This window comes from Pseudomonas sp. NFACC25, from assembly GCF_900100935.1.
Classification (GTDB): Bacteria; Pseudomonadota; Gammaproteobacteria; order Pseudomonadales; family Pseudomonadaceae; genus Aquipseudomonas; species Aquipseudomonas marginalis.
This window is the reverse complement of sequence record NZ_FMUC01000004.1, coordinates 287,519-303,397: the sequence shown is the minus strand read 5'-3', so window position 1 is coordinate 303,397 and position 15,879 is coordinate 287,519. Positions and strand designations below refer to the sequence as shown.

Sequence of the window (15,879 nt, the reverse complement as noted above, 5' to 3'; positions counted from 1 at the left end):
TGTCCTTGGGGAAATGCCTGCATGTTGTATCAAGAAGTCGGTCAAATCAGCACCTCCTACGCGGCCGAGCGCCGCACCTTTCGCCTGCGCCAGGACCGCGTCGCGCTGTGGCTGCTGCTGGGCGTGGCGTTCTTTGCGGTGCCCTGGCTGGGCAATGACTACTGGTTCAGCGCGATCCTGGTGCCGCTGCTGGTGCTGTCGCTGGCCGGGCTTGGGCTCAACCTGCTGACGGGCTACGCCGGGCAACTTTCACTCGGCTCGGCGGCGTTCATGGCGGTGGGCGCGTTTGCCGCCTACAACCTGCAGTTGCGGGTGCCCGGCCTGCCGCTGCTGGTGAGCTTTGCCCTGGGTGGCGTGATCGCCGCCGCGGTGGCGGTGTTCTTCGGCTTGCCGAGCCTGCGCATCAAGGGCTTTTACCTGCTGGTGGCGACCCTGGCCGCGCAGTTCGTGGTGGAGTGGGTGCTCACCCGCTTCAGCTGGTTTACCAACGACAACGCCTCGGGCGTGATCACCTCACCGCCGCTGCTGATTGCCGGGCTGGATTTCAGCTCACCGCGCGGCCGCTACGTGCTGACGCTGGCCGTGGTGGTGACGCTGTTCTGGCTGGGCAAGAACCTGGTGCGCAGCGAACTGGGCCGCAACTGGATGGCGGTGCGCGACATGGACACCGCCGCTGCCGTCATCGGCATTCGCCTGTTGAAGGCCAAGCTGCTGGCGTTTGCCATCAGCGGCTTCTACCTGGGCATCGCCGGTTCACTGTGGGCGTTCGCCTACCTCGGCACGGTCGAGCCCCACGGCTTTGACCTGAGCCGCTCGTTCCAGGTGCTGTTCATCATCATTATCGGCGGCCTGGGCAGCGTGCTCGGCAACGTCCTTGGCGCGGCATTCATCGTGTTGTTCCCGATTCTGCTGGCCAATCTCTTCGCGCTGTTGCCCGCTGGACTGATGGATGCCGGACAGCTGGAAAACATCCAGAAGATGCTGTTTGGCGCGCTGATCATCGCTTTTTTGATCAAGGAACCGGAGGGGCTGGCCCGTCTGTGGCAGCGCTTTCGTCAACGGGCCAGGGTCTGGCCGCTGCGTTACTGAACTCAATAACCCCCCAGGAATCACCTCCATGACACATCGCTTATCGCTGCGCCGCCTGGCCTTGGGCCTGGCCCTGATCACCGCCGGGCTCACGGCCGGCGCCCAGGCTGCCAACGAACAATACTTCCCGTTGCAGAGCTACCGGGTCGGCCCGTACGCGGCCGGTGGCACCGGTTTTTTCGGGGGCTTTATCGACTACCTGCAATACATCAATGCCAAGGGCGGGGTGAACGGCGTCAAGCTGACTTGGAGCGAATGCGAGACCGAGTACGTGGTGGAAAAAGGCGTTGAATGCTATGAGCGCCTCAAGGGTGGGCTCAACGGTGCACCGGCCGCCGCCACCAACCCGCTGTCAGTCGGCATCGCCTATGCCACCCTGGACCGCTCCACCGCCGACAAACTGCCGCTGATCACCATCAACCATGGCCGCACCGATTCCACCGACGGCAGCGTGTTCCCCTACGTGTTCCCGCTGCAGCTCAACCCGTATTCGGAAGTCTCGGCGATCATCAACTACATCGGCCAACGCGAAGGCGGCGCCGACAAGCTCAAGGGCAAGAAAATCGCCGTGCTCTACCACGGCTCGCCCTACGGCAAGGAAACCAATGGCGTGCTCGAAACCCTGGCGAAAAACGCCGGCTTCGAACTGACCCTGCTGGAAGTGCCGCACCCCGGCAACGAGCAGCAATCGCAGTGGCTGAACATCCGGCGCCTCAAGCCCGACTGGGTGATCCTGCGCGGCTGGGGCGTGATGAACCCGGTGGCGCTCAAGTCCGCGCAGAAAGTCGGCTACCCGGCCGATCACATCATCGGCAATATCTGGAGCAACTCTGAAGAAGACGTGGTACCGGCCGGCGCCGCCGCCAAAGGCTTTATCTCGATCACCACCCACCCGTCGGGCACCGACTTCCCGGTGCTGCAAGGGATCAAGCAAAGCGTGGTAGACGCCGGCAAGGGCAACCTGGCCGACCCCAAGCGTTTCGGCACCGTGTATTACAACCTGGGCGTGGTCAACGGCATCCTCAACGTCGAAGCCCTGCGCCTGGCCCAGGAAAAATACGGGCAAAAACCACTGACCGGCGAGCAGGTACGCTGGGGCTTCGAACACCTGAACCTCGACGACGCACGCCTGCAGGCCCTGGGCGCCAAGGGCCTGGTGCAACCGCTGAAACTGTCCTGCGCCGACCACGAAGGCGGCGGCGCCGTGCGCTTCCAGCAATGGGATGGCCAACGCTGGAACCTGATCAGCGACTGGGTACAGGCCGACCGCGCCCTGCTGCGGCCGATCATCGAAGCCTCGGCGGCGCAGTACGCCAAGGAGAAAGGCATCACGCCGCGGGATTGCAGCAAAGAGCAGTAAGCCCGAAATAGACCGTTGTTGAGCGCTCACCCGGAGTGGGTAGTACCGCCCAGGCGCTCAGCAACCCAATCGGCAATCCAGGCGCCGGCGTTCGAGGTGTTGTCCAGGCTGCTGTGGTGGATACCGCCTTCACGCGGGGTGAACACCTTCAATTCGCGATCCGGGCTGTTGGTGAGTTGGTCATAGGACTGATGCGCGTACGCCAGCGGAATCTGCCGGTCGGCCTCGCCATGACTCACCAGGAACGGCACCTTGATACGCTCCATTACCCCGTTGAGGTGCACCTGCTCGGCGAGCGTCATGAACGCCTCCATGCTGCTCGCACCCCACACCCAGCACACGTGCTCCCAGTAGTGCGGCACCGGTCGTTCACCTTCGCGGGCCAGGCGGCGCTTCTGCATTTCGCCCCAGTTATGGTTCGCCCCCCACACTGCGCCCAGGGCGAAGCGCGGTTCGAACGCTACAGCGCGCGGGCAGTAATACCCACCCAGGGACACCCCCAGCAAGCCGATACGCAGCGGGTCGATTTCGCGGCGGGTTTGCAGGTAGTCCATCAGCGGGCTGGCCCACAGTTCGGTGTTGACGACTGCGGTCATGCCATGCAGGCGCAGGGCTTCGCCGGTGCCGGGCTGGTCGATGAACAGGCTGGAGATGCCGCGTTTGGCAAGCAATTGCGGGAACAGCCCGGCGCGATGGACCATCTCCTTGGTGCTGTCCAGGCCATTGATCACCACCAGACACGGCGCCGCGTCAGTTACGCCCTCAGCCGGGGTGAACAGCCCGGCGAGATGGGCACCGTCGTAGGGAATTTCAAACCGCCGGGTATTTTCGCCAGACAGTTCGACGCCTTCGGCGAAGGTGCGCAGAAACTTGGCGTACAACGCTTTGCGAGGCGCATGACCGTGAGCCTGCATACGCTCGGCAGTGATGAAATACACCGCCGCGCGGTTCAACTTGTCACCGGCGCTGAGCCACCTGCCGGCCGCCTTGTCTTCCTGCGCCAAGGCCACCAGGTTGTCGCCTCCAGCCTCCCAGGCGGCCATAAACGCCTGGGTGCCCGCATCGTCACCCTGGCGGGCTACCTCCAGCAGCGGCCGGCACATGGTGTCGATCTCGCCGATCTTGCCGCCCATCTCGATGGCTGCCGCAACTGCCAGGCTCCACACATAATTGGTTTCGAAATACTGGAACATGCTCATGGGTCAATCCTTGTGAAAATCAGCGGCGCATAGCCGGGAATTCGCCCTGGTAAAAGGTCACGTCCCAGGGAATGTCGTCCTGCATGAACGCAGGCGGGTTGCCCATCCACTGGGCCGTGCCGAAGCGAAACTCCCATTCGCGCGGTACCCAACTGTCGTCGAGGTAATCGGTGTCGGCGCCGTACTCGGCCTCACCACCGGTGGGTGAGTTGAAGTAGCAGAAGATTGCCGAAGCGATGCGGTGGCGGCCGGTACCGAGAAAGCCATGCTGCCAACCGCGTCGGGTCATGTAATTGGAGCCGACCATCACCTCGTCGAAGTCCTCGACCCCGAAGCAGGTGTGATGAAAACGCGGCACCCCGCCCGCCCCCGGTGCCTTGTTATTGAGCAGGAAGGTGTTGTGGTGCTCATTGGCACCGTCGGCGCGCAGGTAGGTACCCACGCCTTTCTGATGGTCGGACAGGCGAAAGTTCAGACGGTCGCGAAAGAACGCAAAGCTCTGCCAATAGTCATCCACGGCAAACACCACGTGGTTGATGGTTTTAGGTCGAGCCCGCGTGCGCCATTTGCGGTGCTGGTTGAGACGGTTGACGTTGCCGGCAGCGTTGACCGGGTCGGGGGCGTAAGTGACTTTCCTGCGGTTGAACACGCGAAGCCCCAAGGCCTGGCCGCAATCGCTGAGAAAGTGCCAGGCATCATCATCGCCCAGGAGAACCTCACGGTCGCTGGACAAGTCGGCGACCAGCCGCGCCAGGTTTTCAGCGTTGTCCACGCCCCAGATGGTCTCCTTCACACCGAAGCCTTCGTAGCGCGACGCCGGAATAGAGGGGTGATGCATTTCGCGCACGATAATGGTCGAGCCTTCCTCCAGTCGATACAGGCTTTCCTGATCGTTGGCACTGAGGCGCACCAGGCCGAAATCATCAAAGAAGCGCGAGGCCAGGGCCAGGTCCTCGACGCCATACAACAGGGTGTCGATGCCGATGATCGCCATCTCAGGTCTCCTGGAAAGTGAAATTGCGCTGCATGGTTGTGTCCTCGTCAAACAGGGGTCTAAGGCCAGAGTAAGAAGCCCGGCCCATGCCGACTAATCGTTTGTCGACATGGGTTCTATCCATGGCGTGGATGGCTTCAGGCGCCCGCCATGGAGTGCGGCGAATCAGTGACGGCTGTTCAAACCCAGCATCTCGTCGAATTGCACATGCAACAGCAGCCCGGCGGCATAACCATCGCGCGGGTTGACGCCGGTGTAGGGGTTCAACCAACTGCTGGCTCCCCACGTACGCAGCACGAAGGGGCTGAGGACGATGCTGTCGGTGAGGATGAAGTTGGCGTCCAGCGCGACCGCATACTCGTTGCGCCCGGGGCGGTAACTGCCACCGCCCGATGCCGCGTGGGCCTCTTCAAGGAAGCGTTGCTCGCGACTGGTCAGTTGTGCCCAGTTGACGTTCACCGAATAGCTGTCGAACGGTCGGCTGCGAAAGGGTGCGGAAAGAATCAGCCCTGCGTTGCCTTGGGTGCCGACGCCATTGGTGGTGCCTTCATCAAGTGTGTGGGTCAAGCTGGCATAGGCCGCTACCGCCGTTGGGTTGAGGTCTTGGGTGGCGCCGCCGTCCTGGCGCCAGACGGTTTTCTTGGCGCCCAGGTAGAAACCTGTCACGCCCTTGCGGGTATCGGCAGCGGCAGTTGTGTCAGTGACTTTCGAGGTGCCGTTGACCGTGAAATAGGGGTCGGTCTGTTGCCCGTTATTGTGAAAGCCCAGCACCTCGAACGTTTGCGGGTAGGCTTGCATGCGGTAGTCGGTGCGATAGGCCAGGTTCGCCAGGTACACCGTACTCAAGGTGCCGCCACTTTCGCCGACGTCGCGCTCCCAGCCATTGGTGAAGGGATAGGCATTGTTGCTGCGCCACGCACCGACCTGCGCGCGCACGGCGGGGCTGAAATCGTAGCCGACGCGCGCGCCCCAGTTGGCGTAGGGCGGCGGGTTGATACCGGCCGTGTCCTGCAGGATCGCGTTCACGCATCCCAGCGGCACGTTGCACAGCGGCAGCGCAAAGTAGTTGCCGGCGTTGCTCTTGCCCGCTTCGATGGACAGCTTGTCGTCGAGCAATTTCTGCTCGTAGGTGAACAGGCTCAGGTGGCTGACATTCGGAATGTAAGGGCCCGGTTTACCGGCAATCACATCACCCACCTGCCGACCGTAGTCCAGGTTGCTGGTCCAGGGCACGTACAGCTGCTCGAAGTGGATCGTCCCACCGGGCAGGCCAATGAGCTTGTCGAGGTTGAAGTCGGCGCCGATGGCAAAGATGGTCAGTGACTCGTGGTTACCGGTGTACAGGCCGGCGCTGGGGTTGCGCAGGTAAATCTCAGTCATCGACAGGTGCGGGCTCACACCATGGTCGTTGAGCCACTTGCCCTGCGCTTCAAGAAGCTTGCCACTTTTGGGTGGCACATTGGGCTCCACATTCAATACGCGCGGACCGACTTTTTCATTCGGGTACTCGTCGCTCGGCGCGTCGGCAGCCAGGGCGGGGCCTGCCGTCACGATGATCAATGCACAACCAACCACCATTCGAATCGTCATGTTCAGTCTCTTTTGTTGTTTTTATGAGATAAGGGGGCCTGCTCCGGTACCAGGGCACCGGAGTGTTCGGTCATTCCAGGGTCAGGCGTCTTCGAGATTGACGCCGGTCAGGCGCAGGTTGCGTGCCGCCCGGCACTTCACCAGGCTGGCGCCGAGTGCCAGCAGTACCACCGGCAGGCAGAGCCAGCCGGCCCAGCCAATGGTGGTGGCCAGGCTTCCGCTGACCTTGCCAACGGCCACGACCAGGATCGGACTGAAAAACATGCCCAGGCAGTAGCTGCCGTACCACATGCCAGTGCCCAACCCGCGGCGCTGCCACGGCAGTTCACGCATGTTCCAGATGGCCAGGGTGGGCAACATCAGGCCGCAGCCCAGGCCGTTGATCAGTGCAACAACCATGATTGCCTGCCAGGTGTGCATCGCCGGAATCAACAGAAAGCTGGTAGCGATCAGGCCAAAGGCCAGGGCCAGGCAATGGGGGGTACGCAGGCCCAGGCGAGTCAGCAGGTGCACGCTAAGAGTGCCCAGCACGATCATCACGCTGCACGCCGACGCGACGAGGCCAGCGGTCTGCGGCGACGGTTCGCCGATGTCCCCGAGCAGGTAGGCCATCTGGATCTGCAGGATCATGAACATGACCGCGCCGATGAAGGTCACCACACAAATCCCCAGCATCAGCAACGGCCGAAAGCTCACGTTGTTGCGCGCCTGCTCTTCGTCCGACGCCATGCTGGCTGCGCGCGGTTCCCACAGCATGACCTTGCTCAATAGCGCCAGTGCCAGGGGCACCGCGTAGACTACATAGGGCATGCGCCAGCCAAGTTCACCCAAGGCGCCGCCTACCATGAAGAACAGGATCGCCGACGACGACGCAAAGGTGGTTTGCAGCGCCAGGTACTTCTGGCGTTGCGCACCGCTGTAGTAGTCGCCGATCAGCATGGTGCTGATGGTCACCACCACCGCCTCCACGCAGCCCAGGGCGATACGACTGACGATGATTGCGTAGAGCGAGTCGAGGAACATCGGCATCAGGCCGAACACGCCGTAGCCGACAATCGACGCCACCAGCAATTGCTTGCGCCCATACCGATCGGCCAACACGCCCACCAGCGGGCTGAGCAACGCCACCAGCAAGCCGGGAATAGTCAGTGCCACCGGGATCAGGAACTCGACGTTAGGCACGTCGGAAAAATGCGCCTGCATCTGTGGCAGGCTCGGCGCTACCACGATGGCCGCCATCGGTGACAGACAGTTGATCAACAACAACAGGTACGTAGCGAGGGTCGCCTTTGACTGGGTGACGCGGGTAGGAGCGTTCATGGCCTCTCCGGATTGTTATTATTAAAGGGTGAAACGCACGCTTGGGTATTACAACTGCAGGGTTCGCTCGATCAGTTGCTCGATGCCTCCATCATGGCGCAAGCCCAGGGCTTCGGATGCCTCGGCATGCAAGGGCGGATAGCGGCCGAAATTCGCCTCCAGGTGTTCATCAGGCTGGTACTCCACCTGTGCACGGCGGTCTTCGCCGAAACGCCTGCACAGCCCGTCGACCAACTGCGCCATACTCAGGTGCAACACCGGCAGCGCGAACACTCGCCGCGCCACCAGTCGCTCGGGCGCCAGCGTAGCGGCGTGCAGCAGGTTATCGACACAGCGTGCCGCCGACATCCACCAGGCCTGCGCCTGCGGCGATACCGGGCACTCGAAACGCGTGCCCGCCGCCAGCGCCCAGAACACCTCGCTCATGAACGCCGACAACAATCCGGAAGGTTGCGGCGGGCGGGCCACAATGCCCGGTAAGCGCAGGCTGATGCCATCGATCCAGCCACGGCGGCTGAAATCATCGATCAGCAACTCACCCATCAATTTCTGGGTGGCGTAACTCAATTGCGGGTGCAGGGGCGTGTGGTCGTCTACCGCGGTCGCCAAGGGCGAGCCATACACCGCGATGGTGCTGGCGAACACTACCCGCGCCGGGTTGGGTTGATCCTTGAGCCCTTCCAGCAACGCCAGCGTGGCGTCCAGGTTGACTCGACGGCCCAGGCTGTAGTCGCGCTCGGCGGCCCCACCGGGGATGCTCGCCAAATGGAAGGCGATATCGACCGGCGTTTCCAGGGCATCGGCCAGCAACCGCAGGTCGGCGATACTGCCGGCAAGGCAGCGCACGCGGGGGTCCGGCGGTATCTGAGGAAACGCCAGGTCCAGCAGGGTCAAACGTGTCCAGCCCGGCAGTGCATAGGGATCGGCCAGTAAGCGACGTACCAGGGTGGCGCCCACAAAACCATTGGCGCCGGTGATCAATACATGCATGTCAGTGCTCCTGCACGGGGGCTGGAACAAACCGGTGATCGATGGCGCCGAACAGGCTTTGCCCGTCCAGGCCAAAGATTTCAAAGCGCAAACGGTCGCCGAATTTCAGGAAAGGCGTGTTCGCCTCACCCTGCTCGATCACTTCTATTGCACGTCGCTCGGCCAGGCAGGCCGAGCCTTTGGCGGTGTAGTCACGGTTGGAGAAGGTGCCCGAGCCCAGCACCGTACCGGCGCGCAAGTTGCGGGTACGAGCCAGGTGCATTACCAGCTCCGGGAAGCTGAAGTCCATTTCATCGCCGTTGGGTTCGCCGAAACGCTGGCCGTTGCACTGCACATGCAGCGGCAGCTTGACGCGGCCGTCGTGCCAGGCTTCGCCCAGTTCATCCGGGGTGACCGCCACCGGCGCAAACACCGTACTGGGTTTGGCCCGCAGTGGACCGAAACCGATACTCACCTCCTTGAACAGATGCGCGCGCAGGCTCACGTCGTTGAGCAGCATCAGCAACTTGATATGCCCCGCCGCTGCCGTTGGCTGAACGCCCATGGGCACATCATCAAGCACCACTGCCACCTCGCCCTCGAAATCGATCTGGTGGTCCTCGCCGGGCACCGGGTAATCGTCGCAGGCACCGAAGAAATCGTCCCCGGCGCCCTGGTAGATGATAGGCACGCCGGGATCTTTCTTGATATCCAGATTGTACGCACGCTCCATCAGGCTGCCGTGGTTGAGGAACGACGAGGCATCGGCCCATTGGTAGGCACGGGGCAGCGGTGCCATGGCCGCGCGCGGGTCAAAATCGAACGCCTGGGGTGCCCGGCCTGCGTTAAGTGCGGCGGACAACTGCTGCAATGCCGGTTCGCAGCGGGGCCATTCTTCCAGCGCAGCCTGCAGGGTGCCGGCGATTCCACTGGCCAGCACCGCGCGGCCCAGGTCGCGACTGACAACCACCAAGCGCCCATCGCGGGTGTGATCCTTCAGGGTTGCAAGTTTCATCGGTGTGCTCCTGGCCCGGACCACAGGGCCGGGCATTCAATGAGTTCCAGCAGATTGCCGCTGTTGTCGCGCACAAAGCCCATGGGGCTGCCTTCGATGACCGTCTCAAAAACGATGTCGGCACCTTTGCCGCGCAACGCGTGGAAGGCAGTCGCGGCATCCTGCACGGCAAAGCACAAGTGCTTGTGGCCGTGGGTCTTGAGGTCCAGGTGCGGCTCGCGACGGTCACTCGGTAACGGGTGCGCTTGGTCCAGCTGGAACAGCTCGATGCGGTAGTCGCCGCAGCGGATAAAGGCGATATGCGCCGGGATCCGGTCAATGTAGGCGCGGCTTTCCAGCTCGAAACCGAGCATCCGCCGGTACCAGCCGATGGACGCCTCCAGGTCGGGGACGCTGATCCCGCCGTGGTGGGGTTTGATCGCAAACATGGCAGCCTTCCTCAGTTCAGTGCCCGACCGCCATCCACTGGGATGACCGCGCCGGTGGTAAATGTCAGGTGGCAGGCCAGGGCCAACACCGCCTGGGCGACCTCTTCGGGCAAGGCCAGGCGACCCAACGGGGTACGTGCGGCTTGCTCGTCACGCCAGCCCTGGGCCAGGCCCTGGACGAACTCCGTATCGGCCAACCCCGGCGCCACCGACACCACCCTTACCTGAGGCGCCAGGGCACGGGCCAGGGACCGGGTCAGGTTGTCCACCGCCGCCTTGCTCGCGCAGTAGGCAATATTGCTGCCCATCGCCGTACGCGCGGCAATCGAGCTGATGTTCACCACCAGCCCATCGCCGCCGGCCTTGAGCAGCGGTGCCAAGGCCCGGATACAGGCGATCGGACCGCGCACGTTGATGGCCAGGATATTGTCGATCAGCCCGTCATCCAGACCCTCAAGGTCGGCATGTTCGACAAACCGCGTCGTGCCGGCGCAATTGACCAGAATGTCGCAACGCCCAAAGTGCCTCTGTACCTGAGTGGCCAGTCGCTCGAGCATGGCGCTGTCGGTGACAGGTGCCGCCACGGCGAGGTGGCCACCGGCAACAGTCGGCAGGTCAGTCACCAGGGTATGGGCGGCATCGCTGGAGCGGTTGTACCCCGCCACTACGCTGGCACCCGCGCGGGCCAGGGCATGGCAGATCACCACCCCCAACCCGCCGGTGGCTCCGGTAACGACGGCGACCTTGCCTTCCAGGCGGCCCATCAGGAGGCCTTCTTCAGGCGACGCACACGGATATCCGCCTGTTCCTTGTGGCCGGAGAAATGCTCCAGTGCACACAACCGCGAGCAGACTTCACCGATGGCCACGCTGGCTTCGTCTGTGAGCACCCGCTGGTAGGTATGAGTCTTGATGAACTTGCCCACCCAGAGCCCGCCGGTGTAACGCCCGGCGCCCATGGTCGGCAGCGTGTGATTGGTGCCGATCACTTTGTCGCCGTAGGACACATTGGTGCGATGCCCCAGGAACAGGCCGCCATAGTGAGTCATGCGCGCCAGGAACCAGTCCGGGTCGCGGGTCATCACCTGCACGTGTTCAGAGCAGATGCGCTCGGATTCGGCGAGCATCTCTTCGTCGCTGTCACACAAGATGATCTCGCCATAGTCGCGCCAGGCCACACTGGCCACCGGAGCGGTGTCCAGGCGCGCGAGCACCTGCTCGATGGCCGCCGGCAATTCTTCGGCAATACGGCGGCTGGTGGTCACGCAAAACGCCGGTGAAGTCGGCCCATGTTCGGCCTGGCCCAGCAGGTCGACCGCCACCAGTTCGGCATCCACCGTGTCATCGCAGATGACCATGGTTTCCGTAGGCCCGGCGAACAGGTCAATACCGACGCGACCGTACAGTTGACGCTTGGCTTCGGCCACGTAGGCATTGCCCGGACCGACGATCATGTCGACCTTCTCGATGTGTTCGGTGCCCAGGGCCATGGCAGCGACACCTTGCACGCCACCCATCACATAGATTTCATCAGCCCCCGCCATGGCCATCGCGGCGATGATCTCCGGCGACGGCTGGCCATCGAATGGCGGTGCACAGGCGATCACGCGTTTCACACCGGCCACTTTGGCGGTAAGCACGCTCATGTGCGCCGAGGCCAGCAGCGGGTACTTGCCGCCAGGGATGTAACAGCCTACCGAACTCACCGGGATGTGCTTGTGCCCGAGCACCACGCCCGGCAGGGTTTCGACCTCCACGTCGCGCATCGACAGCAACTGGATTTGGGCGAAGCGACGGATCTGGGCCTGGGCGAAGGTGATGTCCTCAATGGCCTGGGGCGACAGGCTGTCTATGCACGCCTGGATCTGCTCCTGGCTCAGCCGCAGGCTCGGCGGGTTCCAGCCGTCGAACTGTTGCGAGTACTCCCGCACAGCCGCTTCACCACGCTGATCGATCGCATGGATAATCTGTTCGACCGTGTCGCGCACCTGGGCGTTGAGTGCCGCCTTGTGCTCCGCCGGTTTGCCTTTTTTCAGATAACGAATCATGAGCCGGTTCCTGTCTTGTTATTCGGTATTCAGCGCCAGTGGATCAGCGGTTGGCCCGCCAGTGGCGCCCGGAAAAACGGAATGCGTGTGCCCTGCAGACTGCCCAGGTACACGGTTTTCAAATCGGGCCCGCCAAACGTCAGGCTGGCCATCCACGGTGCCAGTGTGCCGTGGGCAGCCTGCATGATCTGCGGGGTGAGGGTTTTGGCGCGGTAGTGCTGGTTCAGCAACGCTGTGGCGACCGGGTTACCGTCATCAAGCAGGTTGAGTACTTCGCCATCGGGGGTCAGGGCAATCAGCTTGTCGCTCATCACCAAGGTCACCCACAGGTTGCCGAAGCTGTCGAAGGCAAAACCGTCGGGAAAGCCCTCCAGCTCCGCCGGGCCAAACACTTCACGTTCCCCTAGCGAGCCGTCGGCCTGCTGGCGCAGGCGGGAGATTCGCCGCACATTGCTTTCCACCACGTACAACCATTCTTCGTTGTCGTCGAAGCGGATTTCGTTGGTGCCGCCAAACCCTTCGGCGACGATGCGAATGCCCTGGGCGTCGATCACGCCGATGTAGCCATCCAGCACGCCGGAATTGATCGAGTCGGTCCACGGTTGCATCGTGGTCGTCACCGTGAACCAGATACGCCCCTTGCGATCCCGTAGAGGGAAGTTGGTCTTGCCCAGGGGCTTGCCGTCGAGCTGGTCAAACAGCACCTGGACATGTCCCTGGCGGTCGAGCTTCTCGATACGGTCCAGGCCCCAGTTGCAGATGATGAAGTCGCCCTGCTCCGTCAGCGCCAGGCCATTGGGCAGCGACGCGCCCTGGGACTGCACATAGCGCGATTCGAAGGACGCCGCCTGCGCCTCCACCTGCGTGGGCGCCAACAAGGTCTGCTCGCCATTGGCGGTAATATGCATCACCCCGCCACGTGCGTCGGCGGACCACAGGCTACCGTCGGGCTGGGCGATGATGCATTCGGGGCGTTGCAGATCGTGGCCGACGAAACCGATAGCGTCGCGGTCGACCTGCCAGCCTTTGAGCGGATTACGTTGCATGAGCATGTCCTTGGGTCAGATAGGCTGGGCGACCACATCGATCATCTGTTTCATCAAACCGGCGAAGTTGGCATCCGGTGTCGGCCGCTGCTCCCACTCGCCGATCTGCACGGACCCTTGGTTGATGAATTTGCAACGCTCGTAGCGACGCTGCATGAAACCTTCGAGCACCTCGGCCAGACTCAGCTCGGCGCCACACAGTTCACCCAGCACCACGGCATCCTCCACCGCCTGCGCGGCGCCCTGGCCCATGTGCGGCGTGGTGGCGTGCGCGGCATCGCCAATCAACAACACGCGCCCGCGGTACCAGGGGGCCGGCATCAACAGGGCTTCAAGTGGGCGGTAGACCACTTGGGTGTTGTCGGTGATCTGGGCGCTCAGCTCCGGCACCAGGCCGCCGTAGCCTTCAAGACGTCGGCGGAACTCGGCGGCCAGCGTGTCCGGGTCGAAGAACGGGTTGCCGGGTTCTTCGAACACCGACAGGATGTACAGGCTGTCTTCGGTCAATGGCGTGTAGCCAGCCTTGCCGCCCGGCTTGCCCTCAAACATGTGCGACCAGAGCAGGTCCTTGGGCCGTGGCAGGTTGTAGCGCCACACGCCCTGCCCCGTGAATTGCGGCGTGTACTGCTCGCCGAATACCGTCGTACGCACTTTGGAGTACACACCGTCAGCCCCCACCACCAGGTCATAATCACCCCGACTGCCGTCGGTGAACCCCACGCTGACGCCGTGTTCATGTTGAGAAATATCACTGAAGGTCAGGCCCAGACGCAGGTTGGCGCCACTGGCGGCCACCGCATCAAGCAATACCTGATGCAATGCCGGACGGGTCAGTCCGAGGTTCGCGGGATACTGCTCGCCGGCCAGCCGTGCACCACTGAGTTCGGCTTTTACCTCCCCCTGCTGGTTGCAGATGCGCAGGCCCTTGTAAGGGAAACCGGCGGCCACGGCCGCGTCGGCAATACCCAGTTGCGCCATGGCGCGAATGCAGTTGGCCTGGACCACGATACCCACGTGATACACCTTGGCCTGGGGGCTGATTTCGACAATATCGACCACTACGCCGGACTTGCGCAGGGCGATGGCGGCACTGAGGCCGCCGATGCCACCGCCGATGATCAGCACATGCTTGATGGCGCTCATCAACGCACTCCTCTTGGATGCAGAGTGAAGTGGGCACACAGGCTTGGAAGCGTGAGGTGGGGCACAGGACTGCTCTCCATATTTATTGTTGTTATGGCCGGCCTCACAGGGGGCTGGCTGAACATGGGCCAACCTTACTCACCCCTCAGGTATGCCGGAAATTGTTTGTTCGGATAGGTCCCATCCATCAGATGGATAGCCCAACAGCCACCGCTATTTGCGTTTCAAATCCTTTGCCAGGCAGGTATAACAAGCCTGGATGCCCGTAAGCACAATCATAAAAAACGGAGTAACGCCATGCGCTTTCACGGTCTGGATTTGAACCTCCTCGTGGTGCTGGACATGCTGCTGGCGGAGCAGAACATCACCCGTACCGGTGAGCGCCTGCACCTCAGCCAGCCGGCCACCAGTGCGGCGTTGTCACGCCTGCGCGACTATTTCGAAGATGATTTACTGGTACAGGTCGGTCGCAGGATGGTCCGTACACCGATGGCCGAAACCCTGGCCCAGCCGATTCGTGATTTGCTGATCCAGATGCGCTCCACCTTGGAAAACCGCAGCCGATTCCAGCCGGACCTGGCACGCCGAAACTTCACGCTGATGGCGTCGGATTATGTGGGCATGGTGCTGCTGCCCGAGGTCAGTCGCAGGCTGAACACCCTGGCACCGTCATGCTCCATCGAACAGTTCCTGCCCACGGATGAGGCCGCCCTTGAGATCGAGCGTGGGCACGTGGACTTCCTGGTGCTGCCGGACAAGAACATCCTCAAGGAACACCCCTGTGTGGCGCTGTTCAGCGATGAATACGTGTGCGTGATGTGCAAGGACCATCCGGCGGCCAATGGGCCTTTGTCCATGGATGACTACAAGGCGCTGGGGCACGTGCTGGTGCGCTGGGGCGGCGAACATCGCGCCCCGATGGCTGATGAGTGGTTTGCGCGCAGTTTCGGGTTCACACGCCGGGTGGAAGTGACCACCAACACCTTCAACAGTGTGCCGCCGTTTCTGATCGGTACCCTGCGGGTCGCCACCATGCACCGTCGCCTGGCGGAGAGATGGGCACAATACTTGCCGCTGCGGATCGTGTCCGCCCCCTGGACCGCGCCGCCGCTGACCATGTCCATGCAGTGGAACAAATACCAGCAGCTCGACCCCGGGCTGGCCTGGTTGCGCAACCTGATCATCGAGACCGCCGCCTCGATGGATCCCGATCAGGCATCGTAGGCCTGGCGGGCGGCCTCGATGACCGGGGCCTGTTGTTCGAGCCACACCAGCAGCGCCTCAAACTGGGTGACCAATGAAACGCCCAATGGCTTGAGGCTGTATTCCACCTGCGGCGGAATGGTAGCGATCACACGACGTTCGAGCATGCCGTCACGTTCCAGCGCACGCAGCTTGAGGGTGAGAATGCGCTGCGACAAGCTACCCTCCGCCATATCGTTGACCTGCCGTTGCAGTTCGGTAAAACGCAGCGTACCGGTGTGCAGCACCAGCAACAGCAACGGGGTCCAGCGGTCGCCAAGCCGAGCCAGGGATTCACGCACAGGCCCATGGGGATCATTGCCGCCGCGCAGCACCCGCGCTTTCAGATCATCCAGCGCCTGGCGCTGAATCTTGTCGACCACATGCATCGAGCCTTCACCTTTGTGCATCCCTCTCTCCCTGCCAGCCCCTGGGGG

The 15,879-nt window shown here is 62.7% G+C and carries 15 protein-coding genes; 3 read left to right on the top strand and 12 right to left on the bottom strand.

What is annotated here, in order from left to right; translation table 11 throughout:
* Positions 1–21: 21 nt before the first annotated feature.
* Entirely contained in the window at positions 22–1,089 is a 1,068-nt protein-coding gene (locus BLQ09_RS12245; protein ID WP_027608468.1) for a branched-chain amino acid ABC transporter permease, read from the top strand.
* Positions 1,090–1,117: 28 nt separating this feature from the next.
* Positions 1,118–2,449, top strand: a complete 1,332-nt coding sequence (locus BLQ09_RS12240) for an ABC transporter substrate-binding protein (protein ID WP_027608469.1) — start codon at positions 1,118–1,120, stop codon at positions 2,447–2,449.
* A 26-nt stretch (positions 2,450–2,475) separates the two neighbouring features.
* Here the strand turns inward: BLQ09_RS12240 and BLQ09_RS12235 are convergent, their stop codons facing one another.
* The 11 genes from BLQ09_RS12235 to BLQ09_RS12185 form a co-directional block, all read right to left on the bottom strand.
* A complete protein-coding gene (locus BLQ09_RS12235) occupies positions 2,476–3,642 on the bottom strand; it encodes an alpha/beta hydrolase family protein (RefSeq protein ID WP_027608470.1) in 1,167 nt (388 codons plus the stop codon).
* Positions 3,643–3,667: 25 nt separating this feature from the next.
* Positions 3,668–4,642 carry a VOC family protein gene (locus BLQ09_RS12230; RefSeq protein WP_027608471.1) on the bottom strand — a complete coding sequence of 325 codons (975 nt, stop codon included), beginning with the start codon at positions 4,640–4,642 and terminating at the stop codon, positions 3,668–3,670.
* A gap of 165 nt (positions 4,643–4,807) precedes the next feature.
* The gene (locus BLQ09_RS12225) at positions 4,808–6,232 is read right to left on the bottom strand and encodes a carbohydrate porin (protein WP_027608472.1); all 1,425 of its coding nucleotides are present in this window, start codon (positions 6,230–6,232) and stop codon (positions 4,808–4,810) included.
* A gap of 81 nt (positions 6,233–6,313) precedes the next feature.
* Positions 6,314–7,552: an MFS transporter gene (locus BLQ09_RS12220; RefSeq protein ID WP_027608473.1), complete on the bottom strand. Its 1,239-nt coding sequence runs from the start codon at positions 7,550–7,552 to the stop codon at positions 6,314–6,316.
* Positions 7,553–7,600: 48 nt separating this feature from the next.
* Entirely contained in the window at positions 7,601–8,542 is a 942-nt protein-coding gene (locus BLQ09_RS12215; RefSeq protein WP_092356976.1) for an NAD-dependent epimerase/dehydratase family protein, read from the bottom strand.
* A 1-nt stretch (position 8,543) separates the two neighbouring features.
* Positions 8,544–9,536, bottom strand: coding sequence for a fumarylacetoacetate hydrolase family protein (locus BLQ09_RS12210; protein ID WP_027608475.1), 993 nt, complete (start codon positions 9,534–9,536; stop codon positions 8,544–8,546).
* Complete coding sequence (locus tag BLQ09_RS12205) at positions 9,533–9,964, bottom strand: VOC family protein (protein WP_027608476.1); 432 nt, start codon at positions 9,962–9,964, stop codon at positions 9,533–9,535. Before BLQ09_RS12205 ends, BLQ09_RS12210 begins: the two co-directional genes overlap by 4 nt.
* Before the next feature lie 11 nt (positions 9,965–9,975).
* Positions 9,976–10,728 carry an SDR family NAD(P)-dependent oxidoreductase gene (locus BLQ09_RS12200; protein ID WP_092356973.1) on the bottom strand — a complete coding sequence of 251 codons (753 nt, stop codon included), beginning with the start codon at positions 10,726–10,728 and terminating at the stop codon, positions 9,976–9,978.
* Positions 10,728–12,011: a histidinol dehydrogenase gene (gene hisD, locus BLQ09_RS12195; RefSeq protein WP_027608478.1), complete on the bottom strand. Its 1,284-nt coding sequence runs from the start codon at positions 12,009–12,011 to the stop codon at positions 10,728–10,730. Before hisD ends, BLQ09_RS12200 begins: the two co-directional genes overlap by 1 nt.
* 29 nt (positions 12,012–12,040) lie before the next feature.
* Positions 12,041–13,057, bottom strand: a complete 1,017-nt coding sequence (locus tag BLQ09_RS12190) for an SMP-30/gluconolactonase/LRE family protein (RefSeq protein ID WP_027608479.1) — start codon at positions 13,055–13,057, stop codon at positions 12,041–12,043.
* A gap of 15 nt (positions 13,058–13,072) precedes the next feature.
* Entirely contained in the window at positions 13,073–14,200 is a 1,128-nt protein-coding gene (locus BLQ09_RS12185) for an FAD-dependent oxidoreductase (protein ID WP_092356970.1), read from the bottom strand.
* Positions 14,201–14,497: 297 nt separating this feature from the next.
* Between BLQ09_RS12185 and BLQ09_RS12180 the strand changes: the two genes are divergently transcribed.
* Positions 14,498–15,424 carry a LysR family transcriptional regulator gene (locus BLQ09_RS12180; RefSeq protein WP_027608481.1) on the top strand — a complete coding sequence of 309 codons (927 nt, stop codon included), beginning with the start codon at positions 14,498–14,500 and terminating at the stop codon, positions 15,422–15,424.
* On the opposite strand, the gene BLQ09_RS12175 is transcribed toward BLQ09_RS12180, so the two are convergent.
* Entirely contained in the window at positions 15,412–15,852 is a 441-nt protein-coding gene (locus tag BLQ09_RS12175) for a winged helix-turn-helix transcriptional regulator (protein WP_027608482.1), read from the bottom strand. The genes BLQ09_RS12180 and BLQ09_RS12175 overlap by 13 nt on opposite strands.
* Positions 15,853–15,879: the final 27 nt, after the last annotated feature.